Source organism: Pelagicoccus mobilis (genome assembly GCF_016595505.1).
Lineage (GTDB): Bacteria > Verrucomicrobiota > Verrucomicrobiia > Opitutales > Opitutaceae > Pelagicoccus > Pelagicoccus mobilis.
Window position 1 is genome coordinate 145,857 of record NZ_JAENIL010000004.1, and the last position, 24,034, is coordinate 169,890.

The 24,034-nt window shown below is 50.4% G+C and carries 14 protein-coding genes; all 14 read right to left on the reverse strand.

Annotation, left to right across the window (positions count from 1 at the left end; translation table 11 throughout):
- Positions 1–14 precede the first annotated feature (14 nt).
- Complete coding sequence (locus tag JIN87_RS03185; protein ID WP_200354070.1) at positions 15–1,619, reverse strand: sulfatase; 1,605 nt, start codon at positions 1,617–1,619, stop codon at positions 15–17.
- Entirely contained in the window at positions 1,616–3,067 is a 1,452-nt protein-coding gene (locus JIN87_RS03190; protein ID WP_200354071.1) for a hypothetical protein, read from the reverse strand. Before JIN87_RS03190 ends, JIN87_RS03185 begins: the two co-directional genes overlap by 4 nt.
- 37 nt (positions 3,068–3,104) lie before the next feature.
- Positions 3,105–4,805 carry a sulfatase-like hydrolase/transferase gene (locus JIN87_RS03195; RefSeq protein WP_200354072.1) on the reverse strand — a complete coding sequence of 567 codons (1,701 nt, stop codon included), beginning with the start codon at positions 4,803–4,805 and terminating at the stop codon, positions 3,105–3,107.
- A gap of 67 nt (positions 4,806–4,872) precedes the next feature.
- On the reverse strand, positions 4,873–6,456 hold the full coding sequence (locus tag JIN87_RS03200; protein ID WP_200354073.1) for a sulfatase: 1,584 nt from the start codon (positions 6,454–6,456) through the stop codon (positions 4,873–4,875).
- 6 nt (positions 6,457–6,462) lie between these two features.
- Positions 6,463–7,782, reverse strand: a complete 1,320-nt coding sequence (locus JIN87_RS03205) for a sulfatase-like hydrolase/transferase (RefSeq protein ID WP_200354074.1) — start codon at positions 7,780–7,782, stop codon at positions 6,463–6,465.
- A 100-nt stretch (positions 7,783–7,882) separates the two neighbouring features.
- Complete coding sequence (locus JIN87_RS03210; RefSeq protein WP_200354075.1) at positions 7,883–9,358, reverse strand: sulfatase-like hydrolase/transferase; 1,476 nt, start codon at positions 9,356–9,358, stop codon at positions 7,883–7,885.
- An 11-nt stretch (positions 9,359–9,369) separates the two neighbouring features.
- Positions 9,370–10,968 (reverse strand): right-handed parallel beta-helix repeat-containing protein, encoded by a 1,599-nt coding sequence (locus tag JIN87_RS03215; RefSeq protein WP_200354076.1) that lies wholly within the window; start codon positions 10,966–10,968, stop codon positions 9,370–9,372.
- The gene (locus tag JIN87_RS03220) at positions 10,965–12,854 is read right to left on the reverse strand and encodes a LamG domain-containing protein (RefSeq protein WP_200354077.1); all 1,890 of its coding nucleotides are present in this window, start codon (positions 12,852–12,854) and stop codon (positions 10,965–10,967) included. Before JIN87_RS03220 ends, JIN87_RS03215 begins: the two co-directional genes overlap by 4 nt.
- Before the next feature lie 3 nt (positions 12,855–12,857).
- Entirely contained in the window at positions 12,858–14,726 is a 1,869-nt protein-coding gene (locus JIN87_RS03225; RefSeq protein ID WP_200354078.1) for a sulfatase family protein, read from the reverse strand.
- 33 nt (positions 14,727–14,759) lie between these two features.
- Positions 14,760–16,136, reverse strand: coding sequence for a sulfatase-like hydrolase/transferase (locus tag JIN87_RS03230; RefSeq protein WP_200354079.1), 1,377 nt, complete (start codon positions 16,134–16,136; stop codon positions 14,760–14,762).
- A gap of 147 nt (positions 16,137–16,283) precedes the next feature.
- Positions 16,284–19,457, reverse strand: a complete 3,174-nt coding sequence (locus tag JIN87_RS03235; protein ID WP_200354080.1) for a glycoside hydrolase family 2 TIM barrel-domain containing protein — start codon at positions 19,455–19,457, stop codon at positions 16,284–16,286.
- Positions 19,458–19,471: 14 nt separating this feature from the next.
- Positions 19,472–20,932, reverse strand: coding sequence for a sulfatase-like hydrolase/transferase (locus JIN87_RS03240; protein WP_200354081.1), 1,461 nt, complete (start codon positions 20,930–20,932; stop codon positions 19,472–19,474).
- Positions 20,913–22,385 (reverse strand): sulfatase-like hydrolase/transferase, encoded by a 1,473-nt coding sequence (locus tag JIN87_RS03245; RefSeq protein ID WP_200354082.1) that lies wholly within the window; start codon positions 22,383–22,385, stop codon positions 20,913–20,915. The genes JIN87_RS03240 and JIN87_RS03245 overlap by 20 nt, the downstream gene beginning before the upstream one ends.
- A gap of 27 nt (positions 22,386–22,412) precedes the next feature.
- A complete protein-coding gene (locus tag JIN87_RS03250; protein WP_200354083.1) occupies positions 22,413–23,972 on the reverse strand; it encodes a sulfatase family protein in 1,560 nt (519 codons plus the stop codon).
- Positions 23,973–24,034: the final 62 nt, after the last annotated feature.

Sequence of the window (24,034 nt, forward strand, 5' to 3'; positions counted from 1 at the left end):
TAGCTCTTCAAAATTCAGTTTCTTTCTGGAAGGTGCTTTAAGGTTTCATCAAAGACCTGTGTCATATTTCTTAATACGTCCCTATATTCAGGGCTAGACGCAAAGTTTCGGGTTTCTTCTGGGTCCAACTTATAATCATAGAGTTCACGCCCAATAACGTCTCCCGAAAACTCGTAGTCCAAATTTTTCACAGAAATTTTCCTCCATTCCACATAGCGATAACGAGGCGTGCGTATCGCCCACCCCATTACCTTACCGTTATCGGTATTTCGCATATATTGGCTTACCGCCGCTCCGGCTTCACGAGGCGAGTCGCCCGACATTTCAGCGACGAGACTTCTGCCATCCAGCCCCCTCGGCGACTCCAGACCGGCCAATTCACAAAGAGTTGGAAAGACGTCGATAAACTCAGTCACCGCATCACTCATGACGCCCCCCTGCATAAATGGGGATGTGATGATTAGGGGGGAACGAGTTGCTTGCTCGAAGTTCGTATGTTTCCCCCAGACCTGCTTATCGCCAAGATGGAAGCCATGATCTCCCCATAGGCAAATGATCGTATCGTCCAGCAATTCCGTTTCCTCAAGAGCGTCGAGCAACTTCCCTACCTGAGCGTCGACATAGGAAACGCAAGCTGCATAGCCGTGCAGCATCTTTCGTTGCAGTTCCCCTGAGATGGGACCACTTGTGGGTATGGGATGAAAAACGCGTCCCTCGATGAAATCCGTTTCCGATACGGCGAGACCGTCCTCTGGGTAGGATTGAAATGACGCCAAATCGAAGTCGCCCGGAGAGTAGAGGTCCCAATATTTCTTGGGAGCGATAAAAGGTAAATGCGGTTTATAAAAACCAACTCCTAAGAAGAAAGGCTCCTTCGTCTTCGCAAAACGCTTAATCGCTTCGACAGCAGGTGGCGCCATAAGATTCCCTTCCGGATAAGCTTCATCTGGAATATCAAGACATTCGAAGAAAGGACGCGTCCCTTCTATTCCAGAAAGAAAGTCGGAAACCGCACGTTTCTTTGTTATCCCTCTCTTTTTCGCTTCTTTAAGCGCTTCCTCTATGAGTGCTCGCGTCTCTGGATCTTGATACCCCCCGCGTGTCGGTTGCTCTGGATACAAGTCCGTATTAAACTCCCACCTAACGCCCTTACGCCCACTCCAACTCACTACATCTTGTCCGCTGCCCGTGTTGCGATTGTCAAACAGCTTGCCAAAACCAATACTCGTATACCCATTCGCTTTAAAATGCCCAGGTAAAGTCCGTAGGTGCGGTGCACGTTTTCGTGCGGTGTCGATATGAAATATTTCTCCACCCATGCTGTAAACACGAGTAGTATCTGGACGAAGCCCCGTCATTACGCTCAGGCGACTCGGGCCGCACAACGCAATCTGGCAGTAGCTGCGTTTGAATACAGTTCCAAGCGACGCAAGGCGATCAATGTTCGGAGTTTTGATTACCGAATCACCATAACAGCCGAGCCAAGGCTTCAAATCGTCCACCGAGATAAACAGAACATTCGGACGTTCCTCCGCTTCGTCTGCCGCTATCGCTGAACTAAACAATGAGGCGACAATAGGAGTAACGCACATAAAAAACATCTTTCCCGCTCGTCTCATCTTTGGCTATCCTCCTTTAGCTGGATGACTTTCTCGTCACCGCTCAACTTCACCTCAAGGAAAGCAAACGATGTATCAGGAAGCAGCAAATGTATCCTGTTTCCTCCTACAGTTGCATTACCTCTATCAACCTCGGTCAAACCGTGACCACGACCTCTGTAAATCAATTTTTGAACACTTGCTACCGGTCTATCAATTAGAATATCTACTGATTTTTCCTCCGGGGTTTTGTTGATAAAGTAAATCATGACGGATTGTCGACCGGGCGAGAGAACCGTAAGGTTAGATAACCCAAGAGTACTAGTCCGATCGACCTCCAGGACTCGCCCCTTAGCTGCCTTAGCAAAGGAGCTGAAGATGTGCTGCGAAGGCGAAACTTCGCCGGTTCGGGAGTTTATCAGATTTCGGTATTCACTCTTCTTGGTACGAGACTTCCAGGTCAGAGGCCACATGGATGCCATGAACACATCATTTCGTATCATTTGGATTAGCATGTCCGCCTGAACCAAACCTTGGTACAAATCGTTTCCCAAGGTAGCCCCTTCTACCGCTTTTGCCGGTCCTAGATTCCATTCCAAAAGGCCGAATTTCAAATGCGGTTGACCGTACGTCGTCTTCCATTCGTTGAACTGGAGAAAGCGCTTCGCCTGTTCATCGTCGAACGCCTCAGCTCTCCAATCCTCCAAGTAAAACTCACCCCATTTTCGATTACTGTAGTACCAATGATGCTCGTAGATGTCGACATACGCTCCAGCATCGCGAATCAGGGCTTCGACCTTTCCCCACGATATCACATTCGCTATGATTTGAGCTTCAGGATCCGCTTCCTTGATCGCTTTGGAATATTGAGGAATCAACTTAATATATGCCGAAATCGGGATGTGATTATTTTTCGCTGGTTGATGCCCAGCCTCGTTATCCAAAAAATAGTAGCGGTTTTTTGGAGATTTGCTTTTGCAGTAACGAACAAGCTTAACCGCTTTGGCGATCGACTCCTCAATGCGATCGTACTTGTACCCCTGAAACATGTTTATACCTATGATCGGCTCAACTCCTGATTCCTCGCAAATACTCAAAAACTGATCTAGTCCTAATCGGTTTGAATACTTGGCTTTCAGCTTCGCCTTTCTCTTTGGGCTTAGCTTCTTTTCATATCTCGGGTTCCAGATATCCTCATACGCCTCGTGATAAGGGAACTCCCAATCCCAAAAGGAAACCTGGTGTCCCTCCGGATACCGTAGATTTTGGATCCCAGACTCTTTTAAGATTCGAACCTTCTCACCATCATTCCACTCCCGGCCGTCCTCATGCGAATAGATAATGTTTGCCCCTACGAGCAAGGGACTCACTTCGATACCTGTAATCTTTTCAGTACGAACCTCCAAATGCTGCGCAGCGACTCCGACAAGTGGATACAAGAACAGGAATAGGACACGCAATGACTTCATCGTTCTCCGCTAACGAGCGTCTCCAAAAAATGGAGCCCTACCCGTTCCTCCTTTCGAGTTCCTTTCGCGAGATTAGTCCATCACCGTCACGATCGAAGCCAGCAAAAACTCTCTTTTGCTTCGCTTCGTTGTAAGCGTCCCCCTTCTTTTTCGCTTTCGCCTGACTTCGCTTGAGCCATTCTGTCATGCTTACCGAACCATTCTTGTTCGCATCTAGAGCGCTAAACCAATCCCACTCCGATTCAGACTTTTTATTGGACTTCGCTTCAGAGAACTGCGTCGCCTCATCTGTTCCGGAATGATTTTTAGGTAAATTCCAAACCACACCATCTACTTTCGCCGTGAACTCCTTTACGAGTCCCGCGTATTCCGGGTGACTTCCCAAATTGTTCCACTCATGTGGGTCGTTCTCAAGATCATATAACGACACTTTGTTTTCCGAAATAGTAAATCGATAGCGGTCAGTAACGAGTCCGTAGCGTTGCTTCGCGCAGGTATAGGTGAGGTTGTTCCAATCTGCTTCCGAATCGTATAGAAGCGGTACCAGGCTTTTACCATGAAGATGGACGCCCTCCGGTTTCCTGACTCCGGTCAGTTCTAACAAGGTCGGATACAAATCAACGTTTCCGACTACCGCATCGACGACTTGACCACCTGCTACCCCAGGGGCTTTCACGATCAGGGGCGAACGCATGGAGACATGGTAAGCGGTGTTCTTTCGCCACAAGCCATGATCAGTCAGATGATAACCGTGATCCCCCCAGGCCACGATAATCGTATTCTCATAGATGCCTTCGACTTTGAGCGCCTCAATTACCTTTCCCATTTGCGCATCGGCATAGGACGTACTAGCCATGTATCCACGAATCAATTTCCGTGCGAGTTCGTCGTCAACGCCTTCGTTCCAAACATCATTCTTGTTCTTCTTGGTGACCTCCTCCAAATCAACTTTCTTCTTAGCATCGCGAGGACGATAGGCCAACTCCCCTGCATCTTCTGAATACATATCGAAGTACTTTTTCGGAGCCGCCCAAGGCATATGCGGCCGCAGAAATCCGCAGGCGATCGCAAAGGGCTTCTTCGGGTCACGTTGCTCTTTGATATAGGAAATCACATCGTCGCAGGTTTGCCCGTCATTCAAAAGGTCATCAGGACCATCCAAAACGAAATAGGCCAGTGCCGCCGGTCCCTTCCCTGTCTTCAGATATTGCTCGACATGCTCTTTACGCCCCTCTGACTCTACGACCGAGGAAGCCATTTTCTTTTCATTTGCTCCCCCCTTTGAGCCGGCTACATCCCATGCCGACTTATCGGCATTCGGTACGCCGCTGTGATAGACTTTGCCTCGTGCCGCGGTCCAATACCCAGCTTCCCGCAATACACGCGGCCAAGTCATCTGCGTGTTAATCATGTCCGTGTGAGACATCGGCTTCCATCCTGTAACGGGGCGATTGTCGAAACGAATACCCGTTAGCATTGTCGCCCGGGACGGATTGCACAAGGGATAGGCCACATAGTTGCGGTTGAACCGTACGCCCTCCGCCGCCAAAGCATCCAAGTTAGGCGTGATCGCCTCCAACTCGCCGTAAGCAGCAATCTGCGGCCTTAGGTCATCAAACGCGAAAAAGATCAGATTGGGCCTATCCTGAGACTCTTTAGACGGCCTCGTACTAGCACTTAGAGACAAGCCTAGCAACACAGCACAAAGTAGAGTTAATAGAACTGTTTTCTGATTCATTCTAATTTCAAATCACGACCGTTATATATTCCTCAAGTCAGTAGCTAAGATGTGATCCATTTTTCACTTACATCTTTGAATCAATGATTTCCTCCATCTGTTTTTTCAGTTGACGCTTGATTGGCCTGTGCTCGGGCGAGTCCGCTAAATTGCTCCATTCCTTAGGATCAGAATCGTGATCGTACAGTTCTTCTGCACCATCGTTATAGCGGATGTAGCGCCAACGTTCCGTGCGATAACTCCAGTGCTGGTTCTTCAACTGCCTCTTCTCTTTCGCGGAGTAGCTCTTCCTGGAATCCCCCACATAGATCATCGAAAGAGCTCCTTTCGGGCCTTCCCAGGTCGTAGATTTAGGATTTTCCAAAAACGGTCTTACCGAGTGACCATCGAGAGGAGCCCCTTTGTCGTTCTTTCGCGTGTCCCTTGGCAAGCCACACAAGTCTACAAGAGTTGGATACAAATCGATTAGCGAAATCGGATGCTCTGCGACACCTCCAGCTTTTGCAACTCCTGGTGCGCGAACGACAAAGGGAATACGACAACTCTCCTCCCAGGGGGAGTTTTTGAAGATGTAGTCCTTCTGCCCCATCTGCCATCCGTGGTCAGAGGTCACAACGATGATTGTATTGTCCCTCAGTGGACTGTTGTCGATGGCATCCACCACTTGTCCGATACACTCGTCAACTGCAGCCACACAGGCGAGGTATGCTTGGGTAAAAGTCTTGATCGCGAGCTCCTTGTCGCCATCGAAGGATTCGAGCAAGGTCCGGTAGTAACGCAATCCCTTCTGCCCCGGATCAAAGAGGTCTCGATAATGTGTATCCTCAGCGTCCCCGTCCTTGATTAGAGGCATCTCGATCTCATCGAGCGGAAACATGTCGAAGTACTTCTGTGCCACATGTAGTGGCGTATGCGGGCGAATAAAACCCACTCCCAAGAAAAACGGCTTTTCATCCTCTTGCTCTGAAAAATGTTTGATTTTCTCTACTGCCCAAGCCGCATTGCGTTCATCGGGGGTCGGGTCTTTTGACGGTTCAAAGGGCTTAGTGTTCTTCCAATCCCCATAGATCCATCCCGACTTCGGATTACCATCATTCGCATAGGGAATATCTTCCAAGGCTCCCCATGAACCATCAACCGCCCCGATGCTGCCAAAGGGTTTGGGTACGCTCGGATGAGCCACGCGTTTCTCACCATCAAATACTGAAGGACCGTAATCCGCCTTATGCTTGAATTCACTCCACTCTCCAGGTCGCCCGTGATGCATCAGCTTCCCAGTGCCTGCCACATGGTACCCGTTTTGCTTGAAATGATCCATCAAGGTGCGTGAGTTTTTCAATACATCATTCTCAAACCATTTGCTCCAAAACAGATTCCCGGATGTATGGGCGTAGATCCCAGTTAGAAAACTCGACCGAGATGGAGCGCAAACAGGATTGTTTGAGTAAGCTCGGCGGAAAGAGACGCCCGACTTACCCAATTTCTCCATATTAGGCGTGATACTCTGAGGATGCCCCGTTTCATCCTGTATCCCTGTAATGTAGTCGTTTAAGTCATCACATACAATCAAGACAACATTAGGTCGCTCATCCGCCCAGGATTGAGCTAAGAAAGAAACGACACTTATCAGAAATATCGATACAGCTCTCATCGGTTCCTATTTCTTCTTTTTCTTAGCTGCTTGTCGTTCAGCCTTCTTGATCCACTCCTTAGTGTGCATTAGTCCGAGGAAACGTGGTTCGATGAGTTCCTCGTCCCAGGACAGTCGAAGTTTCTCAAGTTCCTGCACCTTTTCCGGCATGACACGAGCGAGGTTCTGTTTTTCGCCAATGTCTTTGTCCAAATTATACAATTCAGGTGCAGCGCCTTTTCCGTTGATGATCAGCTTATAGGCCCCCTGGCGAACGGTGTACTTTCCTTGGTCGAACTTGCGGATGTAGAGGGCATCGTGTGGAATACCTGCTTCATCATCTTCTAGATAAGGCAGTAGGTTCACGCCATCCAAAGGACGGTCACGATCAATGGATGCTCCACTTAGAGCGGAAATCGTCGCCATAATATCCAAGGAACTGACTGGATTGCCGAACTTAGTGCCAGCAGGCATTCTTCCAGTCCAACGAGCAGCAAACGGAACTCTGTATCCACCTTCCGTGACATCGGACTTGTTGCCTCGCAACAGTCCATTGTTGGAACCATTTTTTGTTGTTGGGCCACCATTATCTGAGAGGAAGAAAATGAGAGTGTCCTCCGCAAGGTCGCAACGATCGACAGTATCCAAGACGCGGCCAATACCGTCATCCATTGCACTCACCATCGCTGCGTAGGTACGTCGCTTCACGTCCTCGATGTGCGAGAAACGAGCGAGGTACTCCTCGGTCGCTTGCAAGGGTCCATGGGGAGCGTTGTACGAAAGGAAAAGGAAGAACGGGTTGTCCTTGTTCCGCTCCACAAACAGCGATGCTTCGTCGGAGAACACATCGGTCACATAGCCACTGGGTTCCTGTGGTTCATGTCCATTTAGGAGCCATGTTTGGTAACTTTCACTTTCGTTTTTCGCGACTCTGCTCTCTTTGATGGTTAACTCTTCCGGTAAATAGCGATGTCCGCCCCCTAAGTGTCCATAGAAGAAATCGAAACCACGCTCCAGTGGATGCAGCGTTTCATGAGCGCCCAGGTGCCACTTCCCGATGATTCCACTCCGGTAACCTCGTTCAGCAAGCACATCCGCAATCGTGCGTTCGCTTAGAGGCAGCCCCATGTTTGGGTCATCCATCCGGTATTGCGGATTGCGCTCGAAGCCAAAACGCTGCTGATAGCGTCCGGTTATGAAGCCAGCGCGGCTAGGCCCACAAACCGGATACGTAGTGTATCCGCTACTGAATACGACGCCTTCATCTGCTATCGAATCAATGTGTGGAGTTGGGATATCCTCGCATCCGTTAAAGCCAACATCGGCGTATCCTAGGTCATCAGCCATGATCACGATCAGGTTCGGACGTTCGTTCGCCGATGCCGTCCGCAACCAGACAAATGCACCGATTAGAATCGACGCAAAAAGTATAACTCGAACTCGATGCCTACTCATAGCGTAGCTTTCCTTTCTCTAGTATGGGCTCTTCAAACCGTTCCATCATTTCGACGAGAGCATTCTTCGCCCGCTTAGCTATCGGAGCGTATTCGGGGTTGCGGTAAACATTAACCAACTCGTCAGGATCCCTCTCAAGGTCAAAGAGCCAAGGCTCATCCATCGTAGAAAGCACAAGCTTGTAGCGATGGCTGACTGCCGCAGTCCATTGTCCACTCGAATGGCGATAGTAAACAAACTCATCGTCGATAACGGTTGGCTTGTCGCTCAAAAAGTCACCCGATGTATCGCGGCCATGAAACGCGAATCCATCCTGTTCGACGTCCATCAGACTTAGGATCGTAGGGACAAAGTCGACATTTGTCTGAGCACTGTGAACGACTTTACCCGCGTCTATTTTTTCTGGATACCTAATCAGGAATGAGATCCCAGCGGATGTTTCGTATGGCAGTCCTTTGTTTTGGCGGCAGTGTTCGCCCATCAAATCTCCGTGATCAGAAGTGAATACCACGATCGTGTTTCGCTCCAGATTTTGCTCCTTCAGGTAGTTTAGAAGTTTTCCGACGTTGTCATCGATACACTTCACCATTCCGAAATACTGAGCCATGGCCCTTTGCTTCAGGGCAAGCACTTGGTTCTTCCCCTTCATTGAATTCCACTTGGGCGGATTCTTCAAGGTTCCCGCCATCGAAGGTGGGTTCTCAAAAAACATGTGGGTGTACATTTCATCATATGGCGCACGAACAGTGTTTGGCCCATGCGGATCCGGAATAGCGAGCATCAAGCAAAAGGGCTGATCCCTATCGCGCTCGATGATTTCGATACTACGATCCATCAAAAAGTCTGTGGCGAACGACTCCTCGTCCGCTTCCGCAATATCGTATTTGTAGCTGTTCTTCTTGGCGTTGAAGGAGCCGATGAAGTTCGGGCCTTTGTCTGTCTCCTGGAAGAGTTTCCAGTGACCGCGATTGAACATATATCGATTATCCTCGAACCCGAACTTACGTTTCGGCGCGAAGCCAGGTTTCTCACCGCCATCGAGATGCCACTTTCCCACGTAGGATGTCGCATAGCCTTCCCTTCTCAGAATTTCTGCGAAAGTTACGATGTCATCATTGAGAGGCATGTCGTTATTCGGAGATCCAGTCGCTTGTGGATAAAGCCCAGACATTAAAGACGCGCGCGATGGCGTGCAAACAGGGGATGCCGCGTAGTAGCTTGTGCAAATAGCCCCTTGCTTTGCGATCGTATCGATGTGAGGCGTATTCACCTTAACGCCTTCGCCCCAGATGTATGCTTGCTCATCGGACATCAGTTCACGGTAGCAGCTGAGCGTACGAAAATTGTGCTCATCCGTTTGGATGACGATCAGGTTTGGGCGATTCGCATTTGCCCAAATACCGCAGGTGAAAAAGACAGCGCACAACACAGCAGTTGTCGCTCTGTATCCAAATTTCGATCGTTTCATAGTTTGCCTTATCAAAATTGATGAATTCCAACACTCGGAACCGCCTCGTTTCCGATGACATTTCCGAATAAATCACTTACATCCTCCAGCCCCTGAAGTCCTGCCTCAATGCAGGGAGAATCGGATCTCAACATAAACGCTTTCAGAATTTCGAAACCGTCTCCACGAGCGCTTGCATCCGCAAGAGCCGGATCTTCTAGGATTGCTGCCTCATCATCAGGCAGGCGCTCGAACGTGCCGAAGTAACAATTATTCGTATACACAGTCCCTTCGTCTTCCTCGGAATGAAAACCAACCGAGTCTTCGGCTATGAAGATGTTGTTGGCGAAGAGAGTATCCTTGGGCCAAGGGCCTCCCCAGTTGTTGAAGTGAACAATCTCCGAATCGATCTCATCTATGCGTTTCTTGGGAAGAATGATCAGATTGTTATAGATCTTCGTATTCTCGACTGGACCTGTGATGTGAAAGACTGGAGTGAACCATCCCGCCTGCTTTGTTGGATACTCCCGGATGCCGTCATTCACGCTCACGTTGTAACGCACGACCGTATCCTTGGTCCCCATATTTCCCGGAGTGCCTAAAGTGTCGCCGCGATTGCAGATCAGGATAAATCCGCCAGCATTGTCGTGGCTGTAGTTGTATTGGATGACGGTTCCGAAAGAATTAAAATCCGCATCAAAACCTTGCCCATCCCACTTGGCGTTGTGCCCGCTAACCTCGTTGTACTGGATAATCGTATTATCAGAACTCCAAGGCCAAATGCCTGCAGCTGCCTCACTCGGCTCCAAGACGTCTGGACAATCGCGCATCACGTTGTGCTCAACTAAGGCTCCGTCACAACCGATTGGCACGATCCCGTCACCCGGCACCCCCTCCAAGAGGTTTCCTCGGATAACGACCTGCAAACTTGGGAACCAAGAGTCTCGCTGATAATTACCGCTGAAGTTAATCCCATTTCTTTCGCATCGAAGAATATGGCAGTTCTCGATCATCAGATCAACGAAACGGCTTGGCACCTCTTTCCCTTCGCAACGAACTAAGATACCGCTCCCGCCTTGTTGCTCCTTCTTCCGCAAACTTCCGTTTACATCCCGAATAACAAGATCAGAAAGGTGTATGTGATGACTCTCTCCGAAATCCTCGGCCTGTACAATCACGCCACGCCTTCCGGGGCCACGAGTCTTACCCGTATTGGTGATCTCTATACCGCTAACTTCCCAATACTGAACGTTACGGAGTAGCAGCGTATAATCCCGCTTTCCCTCACCTTCGATCAATGGGCGATCCCCGTCTCCATAGGTGGACAGCGTGATCGGTCTGCCCGACTGGCCTTCGCCTCTAAGCGAAAGCTGCCCCTTCCAAACAGAGCCCGCTCGAAGCAAGATGCGATCCCCTGCTTCAAAGGTTTTCTGGTTAACCCTTTTCAAGCTCTTCCACGCCCGCGAAGGACTGGTCCCGGACCAGCGATCCTTGCCCTCCTCTGAGTCGACGTAGTAGTCAACCGCGTACAGATCGATGGACGCGATAATGCAGCATATAAGCGTCGTCGCCAGATATCTAAGCAACTTGCTTAGCGAGCGAGGGGGTAGCTGTGGGGCTCTTGAAATCATTTCAAGTAAAGGCTTCGAACCTCTTCCCTACTTATTGGTCGAGTCCAAATCGAGATCTCATCCATTGTACCGTTAAAGGCGGAGCCTCCCAGATTATCAAAAGCACTGCTGCTGTAGTTTAACCCGCCAAATCCCAAGCGAACCGACTGCTTGAATTTCAGGGATAAATCGCCTCCCACAACTCGGGTCTTTGCGAGATCCCCATCTACATAAAGTTGAACCTCCGACAAACGGCAGCCGTTTTCCGGCATCACCGCTGCGATGTGGTGCCACTCGCCATCGTTCAATTTGTATCCGTCGCCAAGCAAACGCTGTCTGTCCGATACGACAACTGCGGGTACTCCATCAGCCAAGTGCAGATTGAAAAACTGGTCCAAGTTCGTTCCCCAGATTGATCCGGTATTGATCAGCATCATATCTCCTGATGAGGAAGTTTTAATCCAAAGGGCGTAAGAAGCCGCATACTCGCCATGCAAGGGCCCCATCCCAAACACGCCCATTCGGCTACGCTTGCTAAACTCACCCCCTAGTCCACGAGCACCGTCTACCAGAGCTACGTTTCCGGCGACCGCATTGTAGTGCGAACCAAAGCCACCTCGATTGGGGATCAACTCCGAACACCTTACTCCTCTGATAATTCGAGGGTCCCCTTTCTTCCTGTTTTTCATTCCCATGATCGGGTGTTCTTCCAAGAGCAGGGTCTCTTCGAAATCGAAGTAAAAATGCCGGTCGGAGGGATCGAGCAAGGCGAGTTCGCCATCTCCATCGATCTTCGTCTCGGCAGTCGTCTTATCGATAAGAAGCTTCCCCGAAACCTCGTACTTTCCATCGGAAGGTTTCTCGCCAATGTGCTGGTAGCAAGTCACCTCGATTTTGTCATCAGATATATCCAGAGTTTGGATATTATCGAAGAAATTGCCGCGACTTACCAATTGGATTACGTTCGACTCCGGGTCTTTAGTCACGGTGTTCGCATGCACCTCTCCTGCGAAATAGATATCCACTTCGTATTTCCGCAGCAGTTTCCAGAAGGGGTTATCCATGCCGTCGTCCATCAACATTCCACTACTGTTTACCTTTCGTACCGGATGAATCACAGGCAGGTGAGACTGCACAAAAACGTGCTCAATCCCTTCGTCCTTTCGGGCCTCCAAAAGTACAGACTCTAACCAATCAAGATGAAGTCCGACAACGGTCCCTGTAACCGAGCCTTCGTCGCCAATTCTCAGATTAGGGTCTTCTTGGTGGAAGGCGTCGACCGTAACGAACAGAGCGTTTTTGTGGCGATAAGCGTAAGAAGTATCTTGATACTTCGTGCCTAGGGGACGCGAGGGAGCATTGCCTATCGGCTTCTCGTACAAGAAACGCCCCCCATCCCGGCTTCGGTTAAAAGCGTTCGCGAACGCTTCCCGAAATTGGGGCTGGCAGCGAGCGACCGCGGAACCTTGCGGCCAAGGATTATCACCCATCTCATGATCTCCTACTGCCATGATGAGCTTGGAATAGCCGCCTTTCCGGAAGCTATCGATCATCCCTTCGTAACAGAGTTTGCCCGCCTTCAATATCGACTCTTCGGGCGTAGCCCCAGGGAAATTCGCATTGATGAACTTTGGCGTATCCCAGTGCCCCCCATTGCTATCGCCAGGCATTAGAATCAAGTCGCCACCATAGCGTTGCTTGATCATACGCACGCTAGCGACGTCTTCCGCAATCGCTTCGGCTACGCCTGCTGGATTGCGTTCGGTCTGCGTATATTTTTCCGCCCAATGCCAATCCGCGAGCAAGATGAACCGCCATTCCTCCGACGTATCTGGATTAGCCGCGGCCGAATATCCGGTAACCAACAGGCTGACACGAACAGCGTATCTTAAAATCCTATGGATCATCTTCTAGAGTTTCCCGTCGAGGTAATCGAAGCGTCTCAGCACATTCGAAAGCTTGTCTTCGAGCCAATCCGCCGGAACCTCATTCCTGTCTAGGTCAATTTGATAACCCAGATTTAGGTCCTTGAGAAGGACCGCTGTATTCAAAACTAAACTCGCTTCAGGTAGGGTCTTAGAGTTTCGCAAACACTCCTGCAAAACAGAGCTTGGATTTTCCTCTTTGATTAACGCAAGAAACTCCGCAGCGCGTGCTCTAACAAGGTTCGTGTCATCTTGCTTCGCCATTTCTTGAGCTTTCGCGGCAAAAGACTTCGCTTCTTCACCAAAACTGCTGCACACGATCAGCCCCCAATACCGCTTCCATGGATTCTTGGAAGCGAGAGCCCTCACGATACGCTTTTGCGCTTTCTCGAACGGCAACAGACTCAAATCCGCGACATCGATGAGTCGAGCAATAGCCTCTTGTCTGGCCTGCCCATAGGCTTCAGGATTGTCCGCAAACTTTTCGAGAGCAAACGACTCAGGATAGAAACCAAGGTCCGGCATCCCTTTAAGTTGGGCTTGCAACTCTTTACGCAAACGCAGGAGGTCGCTGGCGTATGCTGGGTCTTCTGCAAGATTGTTAAGCTCAAACGGATCTGTATCCAAATTATAGAGCGCCTCTGCAGGGCGAGGTTCGAAAAACAGTTTCTGGGCTTCGTTTAACTTACCCTCGTTGTACAGCTTACGCCACTCTTTGTAGGCGAGGCTCTTGTAGCGGTAGTTGTTTTGCAAACCGTCGAAGTTGTAGGGCTGGAAGTTGCGCATGTATTTGAAGTTTCCAATGCGCAGAGTTCGCACCAGGTCGTACTTCTCATCGAATCGATCGGCATAGGCAAAAGCCCGGTTCCGTTGATTAAGTTCCCCAAGCTCGACACCTTTACCCAGGAAGGCTTCGCCATCCACCTTCTCCGGCACCTCGACGCCCGCTAGATTCAATACAGTGGGACCGAGATCAACGAATTCCACAAATCCTTCTACGCGAGAGCCACGCTCTGTCGGGAGAAGGTGTTTCCACTTTTCCGGAGCATAGACCACCATCGGCACATGTAATCCACGCTCGTAGGCGTAGCCCTTGCTTCCAGGTAAAACGCCTCCGTGGTCCCCATAGTAGAAGATGATTGTATCATCCATGAGACCATCCTCTTCCAACTGCTTCAGAAACGCCCCCATTTCGCGGTCCACTTTCAGGTGCAAGTCTCTGTAATAGGCGTTGGTGTAGCGGAAGGTCTCTGTATCTGGGTGTATCGGAAAAACGGGCACAGTTTTCGGATCGGTTTTCGTCTTACGATTGGCCATCTGCTTTTTGTTAAAGTGCAGTCTGCCTTCGTGAGTCGTATGGAAATTCTGAACGTGGAAGAATGGCTGCCCTTCCTCTCGATTGCGATAACTAGCCGTTCTGGAAGAGTCATCCCAAACCCCATCACTCTTGATGAAGTTGTAGTCTTCCTTGTAGTTGTTGCTCGTGTAGTACCCCGCCTGCCTTAGATACCAGGGAAACATGCGAAGGCCTTCCGGCATCGGAACAAGCTCTTCACGTCGGTGATGTTGCGAGAAGAGTCGTGGCCCATAACAACTGGAGATGATCGTACTCCGAGCCGTTGAACAGACGGGAGCATTCGAAAACGCATGCTCGAAAACCAAGCCGCTCTCGGCGAGACGCTCTACAGTCGGCATAGGCGCGCCACCTTCCGAATACAAACGTAGGTAGTGCACTGAGTTATCCTCACTCGTGAGCCAGAGTATGTTTGGCCTTTCGGCGGAATAGAGCACAAGAGTGCCAAGCACTGCCCACATGGTAGCGAGCAATGTAAGTCGAAATCGTTTCGTTTTCATGAGATAGTAATGACCGCTCCTAACGTAGAGGACCTATTTCTTTCGTTTCTCTTCCGTCCACCAGACGTCAGCCAAGGTCGGGAAAGCGAGTGGCTTCAATTCCCTCTCCCAAGCTTTCCATTCCTTTTGTAGCGCCTTCTTACGCTTTTTCCCTGAGATGGGGCTCTCTTCAGCAAGGTCTTCCGAAAGGTCGAACAATTCGGAATCTATCTTATCCTTCGTCTCGCTCAGAAGCTTGATGTCTCCCCTGCGAATCGCAAAGTCACCGTTTGTGAAGACACGCCATTTCAGAGACTGATGTGGAGCTCCTTCTTTCTCGCTATTCACAAACGGGACTAGGTTCACTCCATCAAAGGGCTTACCTTCAGTCGCCTCCACCCCTGCATAGCCAGCTATTGTAGGGAGGATATCTAATGAAATGATCGGTTCATCGAAATCGATTCCTGCCGGAACGGTTCCCTTCCACTGCATCGCAAACGGAACACGGAGACCACCTTCCCACATCGTTCCCTTGTATCCACGGAATGGTGCATTGTCTGCCGTATTGTTCGATGCTCCTCCATTGTCGGAGAGAAAGAAGATGATCGTGTCTTCGGTCATACCGTTTTGTTCAAGAGCAGCGAGTACATCTCGCACGCCATCGTCCACTGAACTGACCATCGCCGCGTAAGTGCGACGACGCTTGTCTTTGATATGCTCAAAACGGCTCAAGTACTTCTCTGAGGCCTGTAGCGGCGTATGCGGGGCGTTGTAGGCGAGATAGAGGAAGTAGGGACTCTCGTCGTCCGCTTGTCGATTGATGAAGTCCACCGCTTCTCGGCTCAGAGCATCGGTTAAGTACTCGGTCTCGTCGACCCGTTCACGATTGCGGATTAGCCGAGTACGGTACCAATCCCACTTCTTCTTAACCTCAGAGAGGTCTTCCAGGACATAGTTTTCAGGGAAGTAGTTGTGTCCTCCTGACAAGAAACCGAAGAACTCGTCAAAGCCACGAGCTAGCGGATGATTCTGTGGATGCGAACCCATGTGCCATTTACCGATAATCGCGCTCTTGTACCCAGCCGGAGCAAGATGCTCCGCGATGTTCTTTTCCTCTAGCGGAATACCCGCATGAGGAACCGATGGGTCGATAGTAGGGTTCGTGGTGAATCCGAAGCGATCCTGATAACGCCCTGTCAGCAGTCCAGCACGGCTCGGTCCACAAACAGGATAGCTTACGTATCCATTTGTGAAACGCACCCCATTCGCAGCGATAGAGTCAATGTGAGGAGTCGGAATGTCCTTGCAGCCATTGAACCCCACATCGTGATAGCCCTGATCGTCAGTTAGAATGACGACCAGGTTTGGTAATTTGGCTGAGAGTAGAGCGCTCGCGAGCAGCGAGAGGATTAATGAGAGAGCGTATTTCATTGAAATTCGGGGCTGATAACCGCACTCGCTCGCAGCGAGCTTGTAGATCTCCGCGTCTGAGGCGACGGGGATGGCGGGTCAGCGCCCCGCCCTACAGATTGTATTTTGTCAAACCTACCCGCTTGCGGCGGGGATCTTCATTAGCAATTACTCTCCAGTGATAGGCTCTACCAAGTAGCTGTAGCTGTAGTTCTTCTTCTGCAGACGATATTGCGGAAGAGCGATAGCACCCCAGCTATTGTCACCGCCAACACCCATCTGAGCGTAGTCTACGTTGAAAACGATGTTTTTTGGTTGAGGCAGTTGCCACGAATAGTGGGCATCAGCGATATCCTGTTTATTGAAAGGAAGGGCGTTACAGCTAAGGGGCGTTGAAGATGAGAAACGCAGCCCATAGCCTTCATCGTTCTTCATTTCCATCCAACGAACGCCATCCTTGTTTCCATTCTCCTGCGGCTTGGAATAATCAACCCAATCGCTCATAAGATCGCTTTCATAAACGCCAACGGGATCCCAGCGACGGTCGGAGTAAGTTGCGTCCGGACCATGGCCATACCAGCTAATCTGATCGTATTCGAGAGGAAGAACCCATTCGGTACCAACACGTGGCAGCATTGGCAGTTTCTTGTCAGTGCTGTAGTTGTAACTTACAGACAGCTTGCCTTGTCCATCAACTCGATACGCTAGGTCAACGTTCGCCTTACCCTGTAGTACCTTTCCTGAGAAGCGTACTTCGACGGACTTCTCCGAATCTAAAACTTCTGTTTCGACTGAGCTTGATTTCCAATTGGAACTAGCGGCTTCCCAGTCGCCGCTCCCAGTGAGGGCCTTTTTCATCTTCTTGCCACGCCCCGCATCTGCTAGACCCGCGCCCCGGTCATTGTCAGTCGGTGCACGCCAGAAATCAGGAAGAGCTCCGCGCTCGACGAGTTGCTTCCCGTCTACGATCCAGGAATCAAGCGTCATCGCTTTCTTGTCGAAACTCATGGACCAGCCCTCTCCAGAAACTTCGATCTGATCAGACGTTTCAGCCAAGTTAGGAGTATTGCCCTTAGGTTTACCGCTTAGACCGCTCCACTCGCCACCAAGGTGCAACTGTTCCCGAGCTAACTCGTAGCCACTCTCCCAGTACAGGCTAGGTGCTTTAGTGCGGTAGGAAAGATTTAACCAAGTTTCCACAGATGAAGACGCCTTGGTGGCCTTTTTAGGTAGCTGTAAAGCGACTACCGCACGGGCTTGCGCGGATGGCAGAGAGAGAACTCCCTCTTCAACAACAACGCCTTCTTCGGTCACGTTCCAGTGGAGCTCCAGCAACTCGCTGAAGTCGGTGTTATCAAGACGGTTCTCCAGCTTAAGGATTCCCTTGCTGCGATCTGACCAACTGGTATCCACCGGTTGCTGCACGTATTTGAGAGCTCTCAATCCAGGGCGGGTACCCCAGTCTGCGTCAATGAGGCCATTCATACAGAAATTGTTGTCGTTCTGAACAGTGAGGCGATCTTCCCACCAACCGCCATAGGCCATGAAATCAGAACGTCCCCATGGGTCCTTCATCCCGTAAGGAATTGGCTGTCGTAGGCCTTGATCCATCCAGTCCCAGACAAAAGCGCCCGTGATTCGGTCGTCGTTCCAAATCAAATCCCAGTACGCATCCAAATTTCCATTACTATTCCCCATGGCGTGCGTGTACTCAGCCCACATGAGCGGTTTACCGGGGAACTTTTTCATCTGTTTCTCGGTTTCGTTGGCATACATGTACATGCGGGAATTCATGTCAGTACCCTCGCCGTCACCGGTAGTATGGGTGGAGTTCTCGTAGTGTACGACGCGTGTGGGATCCCGATCCGCCATCCACTGATAAGCGGCCTTCGTATTGGGACCGTCCCCCGACTCGTTTCCTACCGACCAGATGACTACGGACGGGTGATTGATATCGCGCTCAACCATGCGTCGCATACGATCTACATGCGGCTCCTTCCACTCCGGCAGGTGGTTCATAACGTTGTTGCTACCACGTCCGAAGCCGTGAGTCTCGATATTGCCTTCATCGATCAAGTAGATGCCGTAGCGGTCGCAAAGACGGTACCATTCGCTGACATTCGGATAGTGAGCCGTCCGCACGGAGTTGAAGTTGTTTTGCTTCAACAGAACGATGTCACGAATCATACTCTCACGAGTTACGACATGCCCAAGATCAGGGTGATGCTCGTGGCGATTGACTCCGCGGAACTTAACGGGGACCCCATTCACCAAAAACTTCGAATCTACAATCTCAACGCGACGAAATCCAACCCGTTGCGAGATCACTTCCTGGACCGCACCCGCTTCGTCCGTGACACTTAAAAGGAGCGAGTACAGGTTTGGAGACTCAGCATTCCAAGAGCGGACCTCAGCAAGCTTTTCCTTAAGAGAGATTTCGCCCTTCTTGCTTACTGCAACACTTTCATTCACCAAAACGTCTCCCGACTCTGGGTCGATCAACTCGACTTTAACGGTAGCGCTCTTGTCCGCACGGACATCGGCAGTAAGCCCAAAGATACCAGCCCCGGACTCGTAATCGTAATCAGCCAGCACCTCGTAGTTCATCACCCGAGTCGCTTCAGACTTCCAAAGGTAAACATCACGATAGATGCCGCTCAAACGCCAGAAATCCTGATCCTCAAGATAGGAAGCATCCGACCAACGATAAACCTCAACCGCGATCTGGTTTCGGCCGGCGATTAGATATTTGGATACATCAAACTCCGCGCCAGTACGACTTCCTTGGCTGTATCCAACCTTTTCACCGTTAACCCATACATAGAATGCAGACTCGACACCTTCGAAGTGGAGGTAGACGGAATCATCCGAATTTTCGCTCCATGACCAAGTCTCCGGTAAAACGAAGGAACGGCGATACGAGCCGACCGGATTCCAATTTTCCGGCGCCTTAAACTCTGAAGTATCGAACGGATAGATGATATTCGTGTAGATCGGAAGACCGAATCCTTCCATTTGCCAGTTACTCGGCACGGTAATCTGATCCCATGTGTTGTCCGAATAATCACTACGATAGAAGTCGACGGGACGATCGCTGGGAGAAGCGGACCATTTGAATGCCCAATCCCCGGAAAGGCTCAGATAACGTGATGACCGCTTCGGTTCATCAATCTCCGCAAGCGCCGTCTCGCGGTCTGCGAACGGGATGAAACTCGCTCGAACCTCTTCTGCATTCACTTGAATGACTGCAGGATCATTCCATTCGAGCTTTTCACCCGCTGAGAGGGAGCCCATTGACACGACGATCGTGCTCGCCGCTAGTATTTGACTAAAACGTTTCATATTCAGACTACAAATTAGTGTTTCGATTTCTTCCCTTTCTTGGGGTTGGCCTGCAGATAAGCCTCCTTTTCATCGGGACTCCGGAAGCGAGGCTCTTCATTATCCATAAGCGCTCTATGGATCTCGTAAGTGACAGAGGTCCACCTCTCTTCTTCCCACCAGTATGGAACAACAAGCGCCCTCTCCCAGTTGGTAAGATCTTGAGCCATCTCCTTTAACAGATCTGGCTTTGAATCGCTCAAATCAACGCTCTCCCCGAGGTCATTTTCCAAGTCGTAAAGACGATACCCGTAACCTTCGAGCCGAACAAGTTTGTGCGCTCCCTTGCGAACCGCTGCCATTTGATCTTTTCGCCAAAACAAGGTCTCATGCGGCTCGCCGGCCTCTTCGCCTTTCAAAAAGGGCACAAGATCCACGCCGTCTAGTGGCTTTCCGGTCGTTTCCTTCAATCCCGCTGCGGCGATCGATGTGGAGAAGATATCCAGAGCACTCGTCAATCCATCGTAGTGTTGACCGCCCTCGATTTCAGCAGGCCAAGACATAATGAACGGCACGCGATGCCCACCTTCGAACTTGTTGCCTTTCCAGCCCTTCAGCGGTTCGTTGCTGGACTGGTTGTTGTTCATGCCCGCTCCACCATTGTCGCTAAGAAAGTAGACGATCGTATTATCGAGCTGATCACTCGCCTCGAGGGCACTCATCATACGCCCCACATTTTGATCGAGCGAATAGGTCATGGCCGCTAGCTTCTGCCGAGGGTGCCCCTCAAATCGTTTCAAGTCCTCTTTCTTTGCATGCATGGGAGTGTGAACCGCATTGTAAGAGAGAAACATGAACCAAGGACGTGAATCTTCCGATTGAACCTCCTCGATCGCACGATCTGTGAGCACGTCTGTAAGGTAGCCTTCGAAATCGACTTGCAGACGATTATCTAGCATCGCGCGGAAATTCTCAGGATCGTCCACTTTAGGGTTCGGGAAATAATCGCGTGCCCCCTCTAGAAATCCGTAAAACGTCTCAAAACCTCTCGTATTCGGATGGTACATACTGCGATTTCCAAGGTGCCATTTACCGATCACGATGGTTCTGTAACCAACGCCACCCAACACATCGCCAAGAGTCGATTCCTCGACGTCCATTCCTGTGGTATGTGGTGGAACGTTATTCTCATGCCCAAATCGCTGTTGGTAACGTCCAGTAATCAACCCTGCACGTGACGGGCTGCACACCGTCGCACTCACATGGGCGTCAGTGAAGATAACTCCACTCTCCGCCAACCGATCGATGTGTGGAGTATCGAAGTCTTTACTCCCCATGAAGCTGAAATCATTGTATCCAGCATCATCTACCAAAATCAGCAATACATTTGGACGTTCTGCCGAATACAGAATAGTGGCCAATGTTGTGATAGCGAGAGTAAGGAGAGTTCGAAAATACTGTCGCCAAGGGGTTACTTTAAGAGTTTTTCTTTTCATTGTTTTCAGCTTCCCATCGATCTCTAGCCCTGAAGCCTTGCGGCACACCACCATATGGGAATAATTCGTTTTCGCTTCGTGCCTTGTGCATCAAGCGAATTAGATCTGTCGCAATTTCTGGATACAACGCAGCCAGATCTCGTCGTTCACCTGGATCTTCCGTTAAGTTGTAAAGCTCAAGCGGTGAACTCGCTCCGTAGCGTACGCCTTTCCAGTCCCCCACTCGGATCGCTTGCCTAAACCCTCCGTCAGGCATCACCCGAGCCCAGCCATCTAGCTGAAGCTCCCAATACAAATAGTCGGGTTCATCCTGTTCTTGACCTAACAGTTCGGGCAAAAACGAGAGCCCCCTCATGTCCGCGCCTGATTCCGCTAGTCCGACCTCCGCAAGCGTCGGTGCGATATCGCAAAAAGCTGCTTGATGGTTTGTGGTACCTCCACCTTCAATGCGCCCTTCCCAGTATGCGATCATGGGAACTCGAATGCCACCCTCGTAAAGGTCGCGCTTATACCCCTTCAGGCCTCCGCTGCTATTAAAGAATCGATAGTCATGCTCCCCTTCCGAGTGGGGGCCATTATCACTAGTGAAGAGTACCAGAGTGTTCTCGAGTTCACCTCTTTCACGAAGGTCATCAAGCAAACGCCCTACTTGAGTATCCAACATCGTTATACGTGCGGCGTGCCGACGCTCCGTCTCTTCCCAATCCCTGTCAGCATACATTTCCCGATCCCGAATGTACTTCTCGCGGGTATGCGGGGTACGATAAGACATGAACAGAAAGAGCGGCTTTTCCCAACTTCGATCTTCGAAATAGTCTAAGATAATGTCTGTCCGAAAGGAATCGATGCAGTCGTTTTCCTCCGCATCGTAAGTTAGGGAACGTTCTTTGTTTCCGAAATAGTGAACATCCTCATCATAGGTCTCCCCTTCGAAAAGAGACGACCATTGCGGTTGCACCGCAAAGTCAAATCCACGAGCAAACGCCCACGTATCCAAATCATTCGGATCTCCTAAATGCCACTTACCGATAAAGGCGGTCTCGTATCCACTATCCGAAAGCATTTGAGCGATCGTCGTTTCGTCCTTAAACAGCGGGACTCGATCCCACTTATAGTCACCAAGGTACCCCTTATTCCCGCGAATGGTCGCATTGCCGCTGTCCTTGCCTGTAAGCAAGGAAGCTCGAGAAGGCGAGCAGACAGCAGTCCCTGAGTAGAAATCGGTAAATCGAAGTCCCCCCTTAGCCAAAGCGTCTAAGCGGGGTGTGCGGATATCTTTCTGCCCATAACTGCCCAGTTCTCCGTATCCGAGGTCATCGGCAAGCAGAAGCAGGATGTTGGGTCGTTTGGATGTTTTCGATTCAGATGCACCAACAATCTGAGAAAAGGCACACAGCACCGCTAAACTCGCGAAGCTAAACAATATACCAAATCCTGTGATACCTGTACTCATAGTTCAGTCTAAACCATAAATTCGTTCTTACTTGTCGACAGCGCCGCCAAGCCCGCCTTTGCCCCTTTTGCCCCCGACAGGACCGACTTCCTTCTCAAGAGCACTGCGTAGCTCCTTAACCTTTGCCGGGTACATCCAAGCTAGATTGTTCAGCTCCATTGGGTCTTCGGGCAGGTAGTACAAAGCTCCTGGAGCTGATATCTTGTCACTCTCGAAGATGCCGATTCCTCGTCGGTTCCTGACTTCTCCTGGTGGAACATACTTCCAGTTCCCCTTGCGGATCGCTTCCATATTAACTCCCTGTTGGATGAGGGAATCCCTCCCCCGCTCGCTCTTACCAAGCAAGACGCTAGAGAGATTCTGACTATCCAAGCTTTTGCCTTCAGGAATCTCTGCCCCAGCTATGGCCGCGAGACTTGCGATCAAGTCGACTTGGCTAATGAGGGCATCGGACAGACCGGCTTTTATTGTTCCAGGCCAAGAAACGATGAACGGCATGCGAGTTCCGCCTTCCCAAGCGCTGTACTTGCCACCACGCCACGGTCCAGCAGGCTTGTGGTCACCATTCATCTCAACAGCGCCATCATAGTATCCATCATACAATACAGGGCCATTATCGCTACTAAATATTATCAGAGTATTCTTAGCAATTTTGAGCTCTTGGAGCGTCTCCATGATTCGACCGATTCCCCAGTCCATCTGCACAACCGCATCGCCACGAACACCTAGGCCGCTTGAACCACGAAAGCGTGGATGTGGAATACGCGGCACATGGTTTTCATGAACGGCGTAATAAAGGAAGAAAGGTTCGTCCTTGTTCTCTTCAATAAACGAAATCGCCTTTCCAAGAAATTCATCGGGCATTTCTTCATCAGTCCAACGTGCGGACTGCCCTCCAGTCATGTATCCGATACGGCTGGTACCGTCTACGATGGTCTTGGCATGCTGCTCGTCCGCTTGCGACTTGAGCAGATGCGGATGCGAAATACCTGTCGGCTCGTCGCCTACCATTGTCTGGTAGCTTACTGAAACCGGATCCTTCGGATCCAAATTTGCAATACGGCCATCTTCAATAAAGACAGTTGGCACACGATCTCCGGTCGCAGCCATATGATAGGAATATTCGAAGCCAAGTTGCTTGGGGCCGGGCTCGATCTCTTGATTCCAATCTACGGGATCTGTTGGCAATCCGAGACCAAGGTGCCACTTTCCAACCAGACCAGTGCGGTATCCATTCTCCTTCAGAACGGATGCAATTGTCGGCTTGTCCGGATCAATAATAAGCGGAGCGTTCCCGGGTAGTATCTTCGCGTTCTTGTTTCTAAACGCATACTCTCCAGTGAGCAGCGAATAGCGAGAGGGAGTGCAGGTCGAAGCCGACGCGTAGGCCGACGTAAAACGAATTCCACGCTTCGCCAGCGAGTCTAGATTAGGGGTATCAATGGCTTCTGCTCCATAGCAGCCCAAATCGCCATACCCCACGTCATCGGCATAAATTACGATGATGTTTGGTTTCTCGATCGCCGAGACAAAAACCGAAGATGCAGAGAGCAAAGCTCCCGCAAAAAGTAACTTAAAGGTATTCATTATCTAATTTATTTTCCTTCCTACCCAGAAAGGCGGATCAGCACTGCCCCGTACCGATCCGC

Excerpts from the sequence above, each read along its gene's own strand:
- JIN87_RS03185 (WP_200354070.1), bottom strand. The coding sequence starts at position 1,619 with ATGAGACGAGCGGGAAAGATGTTTTTTATGTGCGTTACTCCTATTGTC.
- JIN87_RS03190 (WP_200354071.1), bottom strand. The coding sequence starts at position 3,067 with ATGAAGTCATTGCGTGTCCTATTCCTGTTCTTGTATCCACTTGTCGGA.
- JIN87_RS03195 (WP_200354072.1), bottom strand. The coding sequence starts at position 4,805 with ATGAATCAGAAAACAGTTCTATTAACTCTACTTTGTGCTGTGTTGCTA.
- JIN87_RS03200 (WP_200354073.1), bottom strand. The coding sequence starts at position 6,456 with ATGAGAGCTGTATCGATATTTCTGATAAGTGTCGTTTCTTTCTTAGCT.
- JIN87_RS03205 (WP_200354074.1), bottom strand. The coding sequence starts at position 7,782 with ATGGCTGATGACCTAGGATACGCCGATGTTGGCTTTAACGGATGCGAG.
- JIN87_RS03210 (WP_200354075.1), bottom strand. The coding sequence starts at position 9,358 with ATGAAACGATCGAAATTTGGATACAGAGCGACAACTGCTGTGTTGTGC.
- JIN87_RS03215 (WP_200354076.1), bottom strand. The coding sequence starts at position 10,968 with ATGATTTCAAGAGCCCCACAGCTACCCCCTCGCTCGCTAAGCAAGTTG.
- JIN87_RS03220 (WP_200354077.1), bottom strand. The coding sequence starts at position 12,854 with ATGATCCATAGGATTTTAAGATACGCTGTTCGTGTCAGCCTGTTGGTT.
- JIN87_RS03225 (WP_200354078.1), bottom strand. The coding sequence starts at position 14,726 with ATGAAAACGAAACGATTTCGACTTACATTGCTCGCTACCATGTGGGCA.
- JIN87_RS03230 (WP_200354079.1), bottom strand. The coding sequence starts at position 16,136 with ATGAAATACGCTCTCTCATTAATCCTCTCGCTGCTCGCGAGCGCTCTA.
- JIN87_RS03235 (WP_200354080.1), bottom strand. The coding sequence starts at position 19,457 with ATGAAACGTTTTAGTCAAATACTAGCGGCGAGCACGATCGTCGTGTCA.
- JIN87_RS03240 (WP_200354081.1), bottom strand. The coding sequence starts at position 20,932 with ATGAAAAGAAAAACTCTTAAAGTAACCCCTTGGCGACAGTATTTTCGA.
- JIN87_RS03245 (WP_200354082.1), bottom strand. The coding sequence starts at position 22,385 with ATGAGTACAGGTATCACAGGATTTGGTATATTGTTTAGCTTCGCGAGT.
- JIN87_RS03250 (WP_200354083.1), bottom strand. The coding sequence starts at position 23,972 with ATGAATACCTTTAAGTTACTTTTTGCGGGAGCTTTGCTCTCTGCATCT.